The organism is Neobacillus sp. D3-1R, from assembly GCF_052180215.1.
Taxonomy (GTDB): Bacteria; Bacillota; Bacilli; order Bacillales; family Cytobacillaceae; genus Pseudoneobacillus.
The window spans coordinates 2,532,797-2,547,764 of record NZ_CP197471.1 but is presented as its reverse complement, the minus strand read 5'-3'; the positions used below and the strand labels follow the sequence as shown (position 1 = coordinate 2,547,764).

At 34.1% G+C, this 14,968-nt stretch carries 15 protein-coding genes; 13 read left to right on the top strand and 2 right to left on the bottom strand.

The genetic code is table 11. The features are described from left to right. Positions 1 to 131: 131 nt before the first annotated feature. The 3 genes from ACSBPO_RS13055 to ACSBPO_RS13045 all read left to right on the top strand — a co-directional run bounded on the left by ACSBPO_RS13055 (position 132) and on the right by ACSBPO_RS13045 (position 4,313). Complete coding sequence (locus ACSBPO_RS13055) at positions 132 to 1,268, top strand: diguanylate cyclase domain-containing protein (RefSeq protein WP_442593917.1); 1,137 nt, start codon at positions 132 to 134, stop codon at positions 1,266 to 1,268. Between the two features lie 255 nt (positions 1,269 to 1,523). Then, positions 1,524 to 3,779 carry a DEAD/DEAH box helicase gene (locus ACSBPO_RS13050; RefSeq protein WP_442593915.1) on the top strand — a complete coding sequence of 752 codons (2,256 nt, stop codon included), beginning with the start codon at positions 1,524 to 1,526 and terminating at the stop codon, positions 3,777 to 3,779. A gap of 30 nt (positions 3,780 to 3,809) precedes the next feature. Next, a complete protein-coding gene (locus ACSBPO_RS13045; RefSeq protein WP_442593913.1) occupies positions 3,810 to 4,313 on the top strand; it encodes a mismatch-specific DNA-glycosylase in 504 nt (167 codons plus the stop codon). Positions 4,314 to 4,342: 29 nt separating this feature from the next. On the opposite strand, the gene ACSBPO_RS13040 is transcribed toward ACSBPO_RS13045, so the two are convergent. Continuing rightward, positions 4,343 to 4,495, bottom strand: a complete 153-nt coding sequence (locus tag ACSBPO_RS13040; protein WP_442593911.1) for a hypothetical protein — start codon at positions 4,493 to 4,495, stop codon at positions 4,343 to 4,345. A 145-nt stretch (positions 4,496 to 4,640) separates the two neighbouring features. Here ACSBPO_RS13040 and ACSBPO_RS13035 point away from each other — a divergent pair, with 145 nt between their 5' ends. The 10 genes from ACSBPO_RS13035 to ACSBPO_RS12990 all read left to right on the top strand — a co-directional run bounded on the left by ACSBPO_RS13035 (position 4,641) and on the right by ACSBPO_RS12990 (position 14,475). Beyond that, positions 4,641 to 4,832: a YbxH family protein gene (locus ACSBPO_RS13035; protein ID WP_442593909.1), complete on the top strand. Its 192-nt coding sequence runs from the start codon at positions 4,641 to 4,643 to the stop codon at positions 4,830 to 4,832. A 146-nt stretch (positions 4,833 to 4,978) separates the two neighbouring features. Beyond that, on the top strand, positions 4,979 to 5,791 hold the full coding sequence (locus ACSBPO_RS13030; RefSeq protein WP_442593907.1) for an Fpg/Nei family DNA glycosylase: 813 nt from the start codon (positions 4,979 to 4,981) through the stop codon (positions 5,789 to 5,791). A 207-nt stretch (positions 5,792 to 5,998) separates the two neighbouring features. Continuing rightward, positions 5,999 to 6,133: a BA3454 family stress response protein gene (locus ACSBPO_RS13025; protein ID WP_442593906.1), complete on the top strand. Its 135-nt coding sequence runs from the start codon at positions 5,999 to 6,001 to the stop codon at positions 6,131 to 6,133. Positions 6,134 to 6,347: 214 nt separating this feature from the next. Beyond that, a complete protein-coding gene (locus tag ACSBPO_RS13020; protein WP_442600365.1) occupies positions 6,348 to 6,983 on the top strand; it encodes a helix-turn-helix transcriptional regulator in 636 nt (211 codons plus the stop codon). 23 nt (positions 6,984 to 7,006) lie between these two features. Beyond that, positions 7,007 to 7,819, top strand: coding sequence for a pyruvate, water dikinase regulatory protein (locus tag ACSBPO_RS13015; RefSeq protein WP_442593904.1), 813 nt, complete (start codon positions 7,007 to 7,009; stop codon positions 7,817 to 7,819). 3 nt (positions 7,820 to 7,822) lie between these two features. After that, the gene (gene ppdK / locus ACSBPO_RS13010) at positions 7,823 to 10,495 is read left to right on the top strand and encodes a pyruvate, phosphate dikinase (protein ID WP_442593902.1); all 2,673 of its coding nucleotides are present in this window, start codon (positions 7,823 to 7,825) and stop codon (positions 10,493 to 10,495) included. Positions 10,496 to 10,692: 197 nt separating this feature from the next. Then, positions 10,693 to 11,526 (top strand): D-amino-acid transaminase, encoded by an 834-nt coding sequence (gene dat / locus ACSBPO_RS13005; RefSeq protein WP_442593900.1) that lies wholly within the window; start codon positions 10,693 to 10,695, stop codon positions 11,524 to 11,526. A 34-nt stretch (positions 11,527 to 11,560) separates the two neighbouring features. Continuing rightward, positions 11,561 to 12,505: a dipeptidase gene (locus tag ACSBPO_RS13000; protein WP_442593898.1), complete on the top strand. Its 945-nt coding sequence runs from the start codon at positions 11,561 to 11,563 to the stop codon at positions 12,503 to 12,505. 1 nt (position 12,506) lies between these two features. Continuing rightward, a complete protein-coding gene (locus ACSBPO_RS12995; RefSeq protein ID WP_442593896.1) occupies positions 12,507 to 13,553 on the top strand; it encodes a DmpA family aminopeptidase in 1,047 nt (348 codons plus the stop codon). A gap of 160 nt (positions 13,554 to 13,713) precedes the next feature. Further along, positions 13,714 to 14,475 carry an exodeoxyribonuclease III gene (locus tag ACSBPO_RS12990; protein WP_442593894.1) on the top strand — a complete coding sequence of 254 codons (762 nt, stop codon included), beginning with the start codon at positions 13,714 to 13,716 and terminating at the stop codon, positions 14,473 to 14,475. Positions 14,476 to 14,667: 192 nt separating this feature from the next. On the opposite strand, the gene ACSBPO_RS12985 is transcribed toward ACSBPO_RS12990, so the two are convergent. Continuing rightward, on the bottom strand, positions 14,668 to 14,913 hold the full coding sequence (locus ACSBPO_RS12985) for a transcriptional regulator SplA domain-containing protein (protein ID WP_442593892.1): 246 nt from the start codon (positions 14,911 to 14,913) through the stop codon (positions 14,668 to 14,670). Positions 14,914 to 14,968: the final 55 nt, after the last annotated feature.

Here is a 14,968-nt window from a genome sequence, read left to right as displayed (position 1 = left end):
GAATATAGAAAATAAGAGGATTACCCTTTAATATAAGAAGGAATTTACAAAATGATATGAAAAGAATCTGTTTCTCGTTTCTAATATCATTTATCAAACAACGATTGTTTACATGAAGGTAGGACAGTGTCTTGATTAGAATAACAAAAGAAACTCAACATTCAACATATCAAATTCTAAATTATTTAAACTATATTGGGATTGGATTAATTGGTTTCAATATTATGTTTGGATTTTTCTATCTAATGCCCATTTTTCATATGAGTTTTGGAATGCCTAGTAATCTTCTCTTAGGTAATGTATTTGGTATATTTATTAATACTCTTATTTATTTGGCATTGATTTTCCTAATTCGTAAATTAAAAAAGGACCAAGAAATGATTAAAGAAAACGAATTAAAGTACAGAACTTTATTTGATTTTTCTGGGGACATGGTTTATTTATTTGAACTAAAAGAAGATTTAATGCCAGGTGTCGTATTAGAAATAAATGATTCAGCTTGCCGAAAACTTGGATATACAAAAGACGAATTATTGAAAATGAATCCGCTTGAATTTACTTCTCATGATCGTCTATCTAAAATTAAGGAATTACAGTTAGAATTGGTCCGAACTGGTACTCTTTCATTTGAGGGAAGATACGTTTCCAAGGATGGTCAATATATACCAAGTGATATTACGGCTAATGTTTTTCAATTAGATAATAAAAAGGTTGTTTTGGCCATCGCAAGAGATATTACTGAAAGGAAACTACTTGAAGAGAAATTACATTACCTTGCATATCATGACTCATTAACAGGATTACCAAATAGGGACTTCTTAAAAAAACATTTATGTTCATTATCAATGGGGACGCAGGTTGCCGTTCTTTTTATAGACTTAGATGGTTTTAAAGAAATTAATGATACTTTAGGTCATGATTGCGGAGATCAGCTCATTAAACTTGCTGCAGTTAAATTTACTAGCAGTATCCAAAATAATGGAATGGTATCCCGATTTGGTGGAGATGAATTCCTAATCCTTTTAGAAAATGCTCATGTAAATGATGCTATACAAACTGCAGAATCCATTATCCATGCATTTTCTTTTCCATTTTTGCTGGAAGATCATGAAGCGAAGGTAACAGTCAGTATTGGAATTTCCTTATCAAAACTCGGTGAGAAAGATATAGATCAGGTAATTAAAGAAGCAGATACTGCGATGTACCTGGCAAAAGAAAATGGAAAAAATAATTATTTTATAAATGAAACACATATTCAAAATATATAAAATTAAATGAAGCACCGAGAACTCGGTGTTTTTTTTATATACAAAAAAGCGTCTGAAAATCAGACGCCTGTCCCCTCTGGTCCGAACTGGTTAAGTGTCCCGCAACAAGCGAATAGTTCCAGAGGAGACATTATTATTATATTACCAAGATACGTGATCTATTCAATACATTATTAGGTTTTCAATTATTTAAATGGTATCCTATTAAAAGTGAAAATTCATACCTTGATAATGGTGATGTAAAGGAAGAACAAAATGATTTCAAAAGTGGGATTTCTAATTACTGAAATGCAGAAAGCTTTACAGGCTGAAATTCAATATTTAAAAAAATATGGAAGTAGTAAGTTCATATTAATAAATGGAAGGTTAATACGTGCGGAGGATAATACCATTACCTATTTTTTTGAATCTACCATGTCCATTCGAGTACCAGTTGGTGCAAAAGTAAAGATTGTATGGGGAAAACAACAAGTTAGTGGGCGAATTCTATCATCAGAAGGAAATAACGTTATAGTTGAAGTGGAAGCCAATTTTGGTGAAAGGTTATCGGAGGTATTCCTTTTTCATGACCCTTGGGAATTATTAGAGCAACTCACCGAAAGGCTGGATGAAATAAAAAAAAGCAAGAAAAAACGGATGAGGGTAAAAAGAGTTCTTCAACCCAACGAGGAATCAAAACATCCTTTAGATAATATTAAATCCAATGTTCATGAATTAATTTTACGTTCTCAGTTTAACCCTGTTACTTTTGTTTGGGGGCCTCCTGGTACGGGTAAAACCTATACTCTTGCGAGGGTGGCTTCTAATAAATATATTCATGGAAAAAGAATTTTAATTTTGGCACATAGTAATCAAGCGATAGATGTTTTAATGGCGGAAATATCTTCTTTTATACAGAAAAAGGGAAGATTCAAAGAAGGAGACATTTTTCGTTACGGCACCAATGTTGGTGGCAACCTTCTATCCCACCAAACGATCACAACCATCGATTTACTCCAAACTTTTGAACCAGGTTTAGCAAGAGAAAAAGAACGATTGACGATAGAAAGAAAACAAATTAAACAAGACTTAACTAGGTCCTTCAGCAAAAGAGATACGGAAAGTCTGCTTGATATAGAGGTGAAGTTAGGGAATATTCTTGAAAAGATTAGACAAAAAGAAATCCAATTTGTAAAAGAGGCTAAAATTATTGGTGCCACATTAGCGAAAGCGGCAAGTGATCCTGCGATTTATGAAAAGGAGTTTGATTTAGTCATCATTGATGAAGCTAGTATGGCATATGTGCCTCAAATTGCTTTTTCAGCTAGTCTAGCTAAAAGGATTATTATTTGTGGAGACTTTAAACAATTGCCTCCGATTGCTGCAGGTAAACATGCACTTATTAATGAATGGCTACGGGAGGATATTTTTCAAAAATCAGGGGTTAACCAATCGGTAAATCAATTAAAACTTCATCCTCATTTGGTATTATTAAGGGAACAACGGCGAATGCACCCGGATATATCTGCTTTTACCAATAAACATATTTATCATTCACTTGTTAGTGATCATGCCTCGGTAGAAAAGTCACGTAATGAACTGGCTCAGTTAGCACCGTTCCCAAATTTTTCATCTATTCTAGTGGACGTAAGTTTTAATGGAAATCATTGCATGACCGAAAAGACATCTAATTCAAGATTTAATCTTTGGCAGTTATTCATCTCTTTTCAAGCTATTTATGAATCTTATTTATCAGGAATAAATTCGATAGGTTATGTGACACCATACCGATCACAATCGATTTTGATGGAAACCTTATTAGAAGACCTACTTCGAAAAGAAAGAAGCGAAACAGATATCATATCAGCTACAGTACATCGTTTCCAAGGCAGTGAGCGTGATGTTATGATATTTGATACCGTTGATAGTTACCCTTTAGACCGACCGGGTGTGTTATTGGTTGGCCAAGATAGTGAGAGATTGATTAATGTTGCGATTACAAGAACAAAAGGAAAGTTTATTCATGTAAGCGACTCCTCTTTTATAAAAGAAAAAATAAGTAAATTGAAAACATTAAGGAAGCTTGTAGAACATCAACTTGAAAATAGACAGGCAATCTTTCAAAAAGATATTGGATCGTGGATTAAAAATCAACATCCAAGGTTAAATTGGATTCATGCAAAGAGGCTAGAAACAGTAACGGATGATATTCTACATTCTCAAAACTCTATCCTTCTTTCGATACATAATGATAATTTATTGTCTAGTGAGTGGATAACCATTTTAAACAAGAGGAATGTCGGAGTTACACTAACATTGTTATCTCCCCATACAAACCAGCATTTGAAATCAGATAGTTCCTTTACTAGTGATATTCCATTTCCTTTTGTTTTAATAGATGAAAGAATATTATGGCTTGGTTTACCGTTGGAAGGGGCTAATCGAGTTAGACCTCCATATGTAGCGGCAAGGTTAGATTCCGAAGCGATTGGTCAATTCCTTAAATCCCAACTATCTGCTACATTAGAATAACGCTTATTGTATGAATAAGGACGTGTTTAAATGAAGCCAATTTCTGATCATATTAAATTTAATTTAAAAATCTTGTTTGTTGGTTTTAATCCGAGTATTCGTTCTAGTGAGACAGGACATCATTTTGCCAACCCTAATAACAGATTTTGGACTATTTTACACAAGGCAGGTCTTACTCCGAGAAAATATACAACAAATGAAGATTACTTATTACTTGATTTAGGCTATGGTTTAACGAATATTGTTACAAGGCCAACAAAAACCGCACAAGAAATAACGAAAGAAGAGTATAAAAAAGGACAAGAGGAATTACGACATAAAATTGAGGTTTTTAAACCAAAAATTATATGTTTTGTTGGGAAAGGTGTTTACCAAGAATACAGTGGAAGAAAAGAAGTTCCTTGGGGTGTTCAGTCGCATGCGTTAGTGGATGGAACGACTGAGTTTGTTGCCCCATCTTCAAGCGGATTAGTAAGAATGAGAATAGAGGAGATTGTCGATATTTATAGTCAGCTACCTAGACTAATCATGTAGGCTTGTAGGAAAACTACAAGCCATAATTTTTAATATTCAATTTCATCATATTCTTTAGGTTGTGGGGTAGGTTGGCGATTCTTTAGAGTGTCATTCTCGAAAATTTCATCGTTTTTTTCTTGATAGGATTTTACATTTTCAATAGATTGTTGAGAATGATTTTTGTTTGATGATTGTTTCATATTCTCACTACCTTCCTTTTAATAATTTCTGCTATTTAGGTTTACCCATTAATAACATAATATGTAGATTAAAAATTAGTAAAAAGTAAAAGAATAATCTTTAGAGAAAATTAGTGAAATAATATGGACATAAGGAGTAGTGACTATGGGAGCTGTTGAGCGTAATGGGTATATTTTTGAACCCGAATTTAGTGTAATCAATCAAAAAGGAGCCATTCATGTTTATCATAATGGTTCATTTGTTGAAGAACTCCAATTTAATTTTGCCGGAAAATTTCCTGAGATGGATTTTATTGAAGGACTAATTGATGGTTATTGTCAAAAACACCAAATCTAAAAAAACTTGTCATTATATACTTAAATAGGTGTTCTATACAAAAGAAAATTCACTTTTTAAAACTCAAGTATCAATTTATAATAGTTTTCATTTTCACAGAAGACACTACTATAAAGTGTCTTTTTTTATGGAACGGAGGATATAATATGCCCGAATTACCTGAAATGGAAAATTACAAATTTATACTTAGTCAAAAAATAATTGGAAAAACAATTACATCTGTTCAAGTGAATCGTGAAAAATCTATAAATGTATCACCTGAAATATTTCTTAATCAAGTACAGGGTCAAAAAATAATAAATGTTGAAAGACGAGCAAAACATCTAATATTCTACCTTGAAAATGGGAATATCTTGCTTTTACATTTGATGTTAGGCGGTTGGATGTTTTACGGAACACAGGAAGATAAACCAAAAAGAACTGTTCAAATTCAGTTTACATTTGGTCAAGAGCATTTATATTTTATTGGACTCCGACTTGGTTACTTACATTTGTATAATTCAAGAGATCTAGTGGAAAAAGAATTATCAGACTTGGGACCAGAACCTTTGGATTTAGCATTTACACTTAAATCTTTCGAAGCATTAGTGGTAAACCGAAGAGGTCGTCTGAAAACAAAATTAGTGGACCAGCAATGGATTGCAGGAATAGGTAATTGTTATTCAGACGAAATTTGTTTTCATGCAGGAGTATTACCTACTAGAGGAATAGAAAATCTCAATTCAAATGAGGTAAACACATTATACCATTCTATTCAATATGTGCTTCGTGATGCAACCAAACATGGAGGATATATGGAGAATCCACTCTATAAAGGGGATACTTTAACAGGAGGGTATAACAACCTTTGCAAAGTTTATGATTGCGAAGGTCAAGATTGCCCAAGATGTGGTCACAAGATTTTGAAAGGTTCCATTTCTTCAAGAAAAACATTCTACTGCTCGAATTGTCAAAAATAATGTCTAGAAAAGGAATTTCCGCATTAGGATATTCCTTTTTTAATGGATGTATTATTTTATTTTTCCTAATTTTGGTTCACATAAAAATTTAAGAAATAAATATATTAATCTATATCCTCTAGTGATTTTATTTAAAATATCTAATTTTTCTTTTTTCAAAAGAAAAAGCTTTTTTTATACGAAAAAAGAATGAAGGGAGCTTTGAATGTGATACAGTATACTATTAATGTTGTTTATCAAGGAAAGTGTTATCAAACCAATGTAATTGTGGATAAATATACAAGTGAGGAAGAGATTTTACGAGTAGCTAAAGAACAAGTCCAAAAGCAATGGATGAATTAAAGATATTTTACAAGACCCTATCCTAGTAAATAATTGGGATAGGGTCTTTATTTGTTTGAATTTAGTAAATTCAAAGTTTTATATAACAAAAAATTTAAAACTCATTGTTTCGTATTTTGAATAAATGGTATATACTAAATATAAAATAAGTATAACACAATTAATCACAACGGAAATCAGTATAACACATTATGTTTATTTACCGAAGGTGGTGATTCTTATTAAACTAACAAAGCGCCAAGAAGAAATTCTGGAAATTGTTAAAACTGCAGGTCCTATTACTGGTAAGGATATTGCAAAGAAACTATCCTTAACCCGTGCAACTTTACGTCCTGATTTAACCATCCTTACGATGTCTGGAAGCTTAGAAGCAAGACCTCGTGTTGGTTACTATTTAAATGAAGAAACTGAGATTAATTTACAAGTAGCTAAGTTTACCGAACAGCTAGTTAAGGATTATAAAGCTCACCCAATTGTCATCCAAAAATCTACTTCTGTTTATGATGGTATTGTTCAAATCTTTTTAGAGGATGTAGGAACGTTGTACGCTGTGGATGAGAATGGCTATTTAGTGGGTGTTATTTCAAGAAAAGATTTACTTAGAGCGGCTATTGGAAATAAAAATTTAAATGATTTACCCATCAGTGTTATTATGACTCGTATGCCCAATATTGTTACCACTAGATCTGAAGAAACTTTATTAGAAGCAGCTAAAAAACTTATACAAAATCGGATAGATTCTTTACCAGTTGTAAGAGAAGTAGATAAAGGATCTTCTACATATGAAGTGATTGGTCGAATTACGAAAACGACGATAACTAGAGCATTCCTTGAAATGATTGAAAGATAATCAATAAGAAAGTGGGAACGATCTTGAACCAAAAAGAGGTAGTTTATGTTGTCTCAGACTCAGTGGGTGAAACGGCCGAATTTGTTGTAAAAGCAGTAGCAACCCAATTTAATGGTGGGAATGTTGAAATTCGGCGGAATTCATATGTAGAAGACAATGAGGATATTGAAGATGTTATTCTACTTGCTAACCAAAGTCATTCCATTATAGCTTATACCATTGTCATACCAAGTTTAAAAGATTACATGGATCGAAGAGCAAAAGAAGAAGGAATCATTGCAGTAGATTTAATGAATCCTTTAATGGATGCATTTATTCAGAAATTTAATAAGAAACCAAGTAATCAACCGGGAATGATGCGTAAGCTTGATGAAGATTATTTTCGAAAAATTGAAGCTATAGAATTTGCAGTGAAGTATGATGATGGGCGAGATTCTCGTGGCATTTTACGTGCTGACATTGTTTTAATAGGTGTCTCTCGCACTTCTAAAACACCACTTTCGATGTATTTAGCTCATAAGCGATTAAAGGTTGCGAATGTACCATTGGTACCAGAAGTACCACCACCAGATGAATTGTTTGAAGTACCAAGAAATAAATGTGTGGGACTTATTATTTCACCTGATAAATTGAATGACATCCGTAAAGAAAGATTAAAAGCACTCGGATTAACTTCTCAGGCAAATTACGCTAGCTTTGAACGTATCCTTGAAGAATTAGATTATGCTGAAAAAATTATGAAACGAGTAGGATGTCCTATCATTAATGTATCCAATAAGGCAATAGAGGAAACAGCAAACCTAATTTTAGATTACTTAAAAAGTGAGAGGAGCTAACTAATGAGTAAATTTGTTTATTTGTTTAACGAAGGTCATAGTGGAATGAAGGAAATTTTAGGGGGGAAAGGCGCCAATTTGGCAGAAATGACGAAAATTGGATTACCTGTTCCTTTCGGTTTTACTATTTCAACAGAAGCTTGTAATTCTTATTATGAAGCAGAAAAGACAATCCCCAGTGAAGTAACTGCTCAAGTATTAGACGCACTGTATGCCCTTGAAGAAAAAACAGGTAAACAATTTGGTAATCCTGAAAACCCATTATTAGTCTCCGTTCGCTCAGGATCTGTATTTTCAATGCCAGGAATGATGGATACGATTTTGAATCTTGGGATGAATGACGAAACCGTAGAAGGCATGGCGAAATTAACAAATAACCCACGGTTTGCTTATGATTCTTATCGTCGTTTTATTCAAATGTTTTCTAATGTGGTGTTAGATATAAATGTATTCTTTTTTGAGCAATATTTAGAAGAAACTCGACAACACAAAGGATATTCTTCAGACCCTGAAATGACTGCTGAAGATTGGAAGGAAGTCATTAAAGGCTATAAAGATATAGTTAAAAAACATAATCGTAAATCATTTCCACAGGATCCAAAAGAACAATTATTTCTCGCAATTAATGCAGTTTTCGATTCTTGGAATAATCAGCGTGCTATCGTATATCGTCGCTTAAATAAAATTCCAGATCATTTAGGAACAGCTGTTAATATTCAAAGTATGGTTTTTGGTAACATGGGTAACGACTCGGGAACTGGTGTTGCATTCACTAGAAACCCATCAACTGGGGAACATATTTTATATGGGGAATATTTAATTAATGCCCAAGGTGAAGACGTAGTGGCAGGAATCCGTACACCACAGCCTATACTAACACTTAAAGATGAAATGCCTAATGTGTTCCAGCAATTTGCTGAGACTAGTAAACGTCTTGAACAGCATTATCAGGATATGCAAGATATTGAATTTACAGTTGAACGTGGAGAACTATTCATCCTACAGACACGAACAGGTAAAAGAACAGCGCAGGCAGCCATTCGCATTGCAGTTGAGATGGTTGAAGAAGGAATAATCAATAAAAAAGCAGCTCTTCTTCGTGTTGATCCAGATCAATTAAACCAACTTCTTCACAGACGTATTGACGATGGATTTGAACGGAAAATTCTCGCAAAAGGTTTACCTGCATCTCCAGGAGCAGCAACTGGCCAAGTTGTTTTCGATGCGGATGAAGCAGAAAGCTTAACAAACGAAGGTAAGAAGGTTATACTAGTTCGTCCTGAAACAACTCCGGATGATATTCATGGGATTGTAGCTGCACAGGCAGTCGTAACAAGCCGTGGAGGTATGACAAGTCATGCGGCAGTAGTAGCTAGAGGAATGGGGAAAGCCTGTATTTGTGGATGTGAAGCTTTAAAAATTGACCTAAAAGCAAAACAATTCTCTATTGGAGATACGCTTGTAAACTATGGAGATACGATAACAATTGATGGAGCAACAGGAGAAATCATGTTAGGGGAAATCCCTATGATTGAACCAGAACTTTCAGATGAGTTTCAATTACTGTTAGCATGGGCAGACCAAGAGCGTAAGTTAGGAGTTCGTGCTAATGCTGATAATCCACAGGATGCTAAAAAGGCATTCGATTTTGGCGCAGGTGGAATCGGGTTATGTAGAACAGAGCATATGTTTATGGATCTGAATAGAATACCTATTGTTCAAGATATGATTCTATCAGAATCATATGAAGAGAGAAAGGAAGCATTAAATAAACTATTACCAATGCAGCAAGGAGATTTTGAAGGTATATTTGAAGCAATGCAAGGTTATCCAGTAACCATTCGTTTGTTAGATCCGCCTCTTCATGAATTTTTACCTGATAAAGAAGAATTGTTGATTGAAGTGACAAAGCTTCAGATTCTTCAACCTGATTCTTCTGAATTAAGGAAAAAGGAACTACTTCTAAAAAAAGTAAGACAATTAGATGAATTTAATCCAATGCTTGGCCACCGTGGATGTCGTTTAGGTATGATTCACCCAGAGATCTATGAAATGCAAGCAAAAGCTATTTTTTATGCTGTGGCTAATTTAGCAGATAAAGGTTTAGATGTTAAACCAGAAATTATGATTCCGCTAGTTGGTCATGTTAACGAATTAAAAGAAATGAGACAATTGGTCATTGATGCTGCATTTAAAGTTAAAGAAGAAACAGGTAAAGATTTTGAGTATTTAATTGGAACAATGATTGAAATACCACGAGCGGCATTAACTGCAGATAAAATTGCTGAAGAAGCGGATTTCTTTTCATTCGGTACAAATGATTTAACACAAACCACCTTTGGCTTTAGCCGTGATGATGCAGAAGGAAAGTTCTTACAAACCTATATAGAAAATAAGGTACTTCCAGATAATCCGTTTGCAGTGCTTGATCAAGATGGGGTTGGAAAGCTTGTCGAAATGGGCGTTCATCTTGGTCGTCAAACTAAGTCGCACTTAAAAACAGGTATCTGTGGTGAACATGGTGGAGAAAAAAGCTCTATTGAATTCTGTTATAAAACTGGTTTGGACTATGTAAGCTGTTCCCCTTACCGTGTTCCGCTAGCAAGATTAGCAGCTGCTCAAGCCACTATTCTTCATAATAAAAGCGAAACAAGAAATCTCACAGAAGTAAAATAATGGATTGCTTAAAATAAAGTAAGTAGATTACCAGAGGAGTAGATTCCTCTGGTTATTTTTTTAGAAGGAAATCAAAAGGAAACCCCCCATTTTTTTTTACCAAATATTTTTAAAATTTAATTGGATTCTTTTATAAAAATCATCTATTTTTAATATATAAAAGGATTTTGTGTTTGAAGAAGAAGAGGGGGATTAGAATGAGCATTGGTTATATAAATGGGAAATTTATTTCCTTAGATGAACTTGTTTTACCACTGGATGAAAGGGGACACCAGTTTGGTGATGGGGTGTACGAAGTAATCCGTGTTTATAATGGAGTCCCTTTTATGCTTAATGAACATTTAGATCGACTTATTACTAGTTCAAAGGCTATAAAATTACCAATTACTGAAACAATTGAGGATTTTACACGTTTAATAAATGAAGCAATCGAAAGATCCCAATTAAAGGATTGTAATGTTTATTTACAGATAACAAGAGGTATAGCTACTAGACAGCATCTTTTTCCAGAAGTACCAGTTTCAATTTCTATGACTGTTAGACCGACAAAAGCACTTTCGGAGGAAGTTCGAACATTAGGTGAATCAGCTATATTTCATGAAGATGAAAGATGGGCGAATTGTTATATAAAATCACTAAATTTACTACCCAATATACTAGCAAAGCAAACAGCTCATGAAGCAGGTTGCTTTGAAGCGATTTTATTAAGAGAGGACTATGTGACAGAGGGAACAAGTTCGAATGTATTTATGGTTAAAGATGGTAAAGTTTATACCACTCCTTTATCGAAACATATATTACACGGAATAACTCGACTAGCTGTTACTAAGATCTCACAAAAATTAAATATAGACTTAATTGAAAAGCACTTTACTAAACAAGAACTTTTAGATGCTGATGAAGTATTTATAACCAGTACAACTTCTGAAGTTTTACCGATTGTAAAAGTGGATAATCAGGTCATAGGAACTGGCAAACCTGGCGAAATGACAAAAAAAATCTATGAGCAATTTATCGAAGAAACTATATAAGTAAAAAATGACAAAACGGGCGGGATGACAAAAAATGAAAATAATTGATTTACATTGTGATGCCCTCATGAAGCTAGCGGATGCTAAAGGGAAAATTAGATTTTTTGATGCCGATGAGTTGAATACAAATAAGACTAGACTACAAAAGGGAAATATCATGGTTCAATGCTTTGCTATTTTTATTGAACCAGATATAAAGTCTGACCAGAAATTTCAGAGTGCTTTAGATCAAATTGATTATTTTTATAAAGACGTACTTGGTCATAATTCAGAGATGAAGCATATTAAAAAATGGTCAGATTTTGACCAATTAAAAGACGGTGAAATCGGAGCAATGCTTACGCTTGAAGGCGTTGATGCGATTGGAAATGACATAACAAAACTAAATATCCTCTATCAACTGGGTGTTCGTTCTATTGGATTAACTTGGAATAATGCAAATTTAGCTGCAGATGGGGCTTGGGAACCTCGTGGGGGAGGGTTATCTCTATTTGGAAAAGAATTAGTTAAGTGGAATAATCAACACAAAGTTCTAACCGATGTTTCACATTTAAGTGAAAAGTCGTTTTGGGATGTCATGGAATTGGCTGATTATCCAATAGCTAGTCACTCCAACTCTAGAACTCTTTGTGATCATCCTCGTAATTTATCTGACGCGCAGGCTACAGCAATGATTCGTAAAGGCGGCATGATTCATGTTGTCTATTGTCCGCCATTTGTAAAAAAAGATGGTAATGCAACTGTGGCTGATGTAGTAAAACACATTGACCATTTTTGTTCATTAGGCGGTGAAAAACATATTGGCTTAGGTTCTGATTTTGATGGGATTACTTCTTATGTAAAGGGATTAGAAGATGCATCCATGAGTCAAAATTTAATTAATGAGCTTTTAAAACATTTTACAGAAAGTCAAGTAGAAGGATTCGCAAATCAAAACTTCTTACGATATCGCCAAAACCTAGCTTCTATGGAGGAATAAGATGAAAATTAGAGAAGCTGGAGTGAAAATTGGAGCTTTGCCGACAGGTAGAAAAAACTGTATAACAGATGTTCCGAATGTAAAGGTTGGTCATGTAACACTTGACTTTCCGATAGATGATGAAGGCAAAGACTATGCTTGTACAGGTGTTACCTCTATTTTACCGCATGGAGGAAACCTTTTTAAAGACAAAGTAACGGCAGCTAGTTATGTCATCAATGGTTTTGGAAAAACAACCGGACTAGTTCAATTAAATGAGCTTGGTTTGATTGAGTCTCCCATCATGCTAACAAATACTTTTGCAATACCAGCTGTTACACAAGGAACTTTAGAATTTATGTTAGAACATAATCCTGAAATTGGAGATAGCACGGGGACTATTAATATTGTTGCAGGAGAATGCAACGATAGTTACTTAAATTCAATACGATTATTTCCAGTCAAACCTGACCATGCCATTGAAGCTATTAAAAAAGCATCAAATGATACTGCTGAAGAAGGAGCCATTGGTGCGGGTAAGGGAATGGTGTGTTTTGGATATAAAGGTGGTATCGGATCATCCTCGAGGATTGTTCGTGCGGATGAACAACAAATATATACGATTGGTTGTTTAGTCCTAAGTAACTTTGGGAAAAAAGAGGAATTCCAATTAAATACTTACAAAATAGCTAATAATGGGCTTAAAGATGCCTTATCAGAAACCGCAGATGGTTCTATCATCATTGTATTAGCTACAAATGCACCATTAAGTGATCGACAGCTGCAAAGAGTAGCAAAGCGTTGCGGTATTGGATTAGGAAGAACGGGCAGTCATTTTAGTCATGGCAGTGGAGATATTGTGATTGCCTTTTCAACTGTAAATCGTTATTCGCATTTTACTGAACATAATATTGAGAGCCGCACTTTTTTAAGAGAGGATCACCCTCTAATGAATCAAATTTTTACTGGAGCGGCTGAAGCCACAGAGGAAGCAATTCTTAATTCGTTAATTCAATCTGTCACAACAAAAGGTCGAAATGGAAGAATAGTAAATGGATTTCAAATATAGCATTTATAAAATGAAAAGCAATATATTTATATCTCTCAGATAGCAAAGAGTGATATATTTATATCGCTTTTTTTTATGGGAACTATTAGATTAGGAATATCCCATAAAAAAATATATGATAGGGATATGGTGTATTTTTATCAGCAAGGAGAAGAAATTTATGAAATTAGTATCTTGGAATGTGAACGGGTTAAGAGCATGCACGAACAAAGGCTTTTTAGATTATTTTAAAGAAGTAAATGCAGATATTTTCTGTGTTCAAGAAACGAAATTACAGGAAGGGCAAATTTGCCTTGAATTAGAAGGATATAAACAACATTGGAATTATGCTGTTAAGAAGGGATATTCAGGTACAGCAGTTTATTCAAAAAAAGAACCAATTTCTGTTCAGTACGGTATACAATCTGAAGAGCATGATACAGAAGGTCGAGCAATAACCCTTGAATTTGAACAATTTTATTTAGTCAATGTCTATACGCCTAATTCTCAGCGAGATTTAGCAAGGCTAGACTTCCGTATAAGATGGGAAGATCAATTGCGAAAATATCTGTTGAATTTGGAGACTAACAAACCAGTAATACTGTGTGGTGACCTTAACGTTGCCCATGCTGAAATAGACTTAAGAAATCCTAAATCTAATAAAGGTAATTCTGGATTTACAGATGAAGAGCGCGGAAAAATGGATGAACTGCTACAAAGTGGTTTTATCGATTCTTACCGATATTTATACCCTGAGCAAGAAGGAGCATATACTTGGTGGTCCTATATGAATAAGGTTAGAGAACGGAATATTGGTTGGCGTATTGATTATTTTATTTTGTCCCAAAAATTAGCAGACATAGTTACAGATTCTCAAATCCATTCGGATATACTTGGAAGTGACCATTGTCCTATTGTTCTTGATATAAATTTAAAATTTTAAGACCATTTCCTAATCATGCTATAAAAAAGGACAAAATCATTTCGATTTTGTCCTTTCTTATTAGCTAATAAACTCTAGCGTAAGAAGTCAAAGTTCAGACTTCTTACAGGGAAAAAATGAACTTCTTTTTTCCTTGCTAGAGAACATTTGCTTGTCGGGGCCAACCAAGGCGCTTACGCTTTTCTTAATCATTTAAAGTAAATCTTCATACATATCGTTAAATGCTTTTTCCGCAGATGCTTCAGAAGAAAAGAGAGCATCATCCTCTTCAATTAGATGAAAGGATTCATTTAAAAACAATGCCAATTTATTCGGATCCTTAGGGTGCTGGACAATTTCAGCTGGTTTAATATTTGCAACAGTTGGTGTATGTGGATTATGGTAAATAATATAAACCTCATCGCCTGCCTTAACATCTTTTGGATCAATTGTTTCCATTTCATATCCACCCTTCATTTCTGATTACCTTTAGTTTGTTCCGTTTTATGTAAGA

What these genes read in the sequence shown, in the direction of transcription:
- ACSBPO_RS13035 (WP_442593909.1), top strand. Translation starts at nt 4,641, where the DNA reads ATGGGAGCTGTTGAGCGTAATGGGTATATTTTTGAACCCGAATTTAGT.
- ACSBPO_RS13040 (WP_442593911.1), bottom strand. Translation starts at nt 4,495, where the DNA reads ATGAAACAATCATCAAACAAAAATCATTCTCAACAATCTATTGAAAAT.
- ACSBPO_RS12985 (WP_442593892.1), bottom strand. Translation starts at nt 14,913, where the DNA reads ATGGAAACAATTGATCCAAAAGATGTTAAGGCAGGCGATGAGGTTTAT.
- ACSBPO_RS13000 (WP_442593898.1), top strand. Translation starts at nt 11,561, where the DNA reads ATGAAAATAATTGATTTACATTGTGATGCCCTCATGAAGCTAGCGGAT.
- ACSBPO_RS13050 (WP_442593915.1), top strand. Translation starts at nt 1,524, where the DNA reads ATGATTTCAAAAGTGGGATTTCTAATTACTGAAATGCAGAAAGCTTTA.
- ACSBPO_RS13030 (WP_442593907.1), top strand. Translation starts at nt 4,979, where the DNA reads ATGCCCGAATTACCTGAAATGGAAAATTACAAATTTATACTTAGTCAA.
- ACSBPO_RS12990 (WP_442593894.1), top strand. Translation starts at nt 13,714, where the DNA reads ATGAAATTAGTATCTTGGAATGTGAACGGGTTAAGAGCATGCACGAAC.
- ppdK (WP_442593902.1), top strand. Translation starts at nt 7,823, where the DNA reads ATGAGTAAATTTGTTTATTTGTTTAACGAAGGTCATAGTGGAATGAAG.
- dat (WP_442593900.1), top strand. Translation starts at nt 10,693, where the DNA reads ATGAGCATTGGTTATATAAATGGGAAATTTATTTCCTTAGATGAACTT.
- ACSBPO_RS13045 (WP_442593913.1), top strand. Translation starts at nt 3,810, where the DNA reads ATGAAGCCAATTTCTGATCATATTAAATTTAATTTAAAAATCTTGTTT.
- ACSBPO_RS12995 (WP_442593896.1), top strand. Translation starts at nt 12,507, where the DNA reads ATGAAAATTAGAGAAGCTGGAGTGAAAATTGGAGCTTTGCCGACAGGT.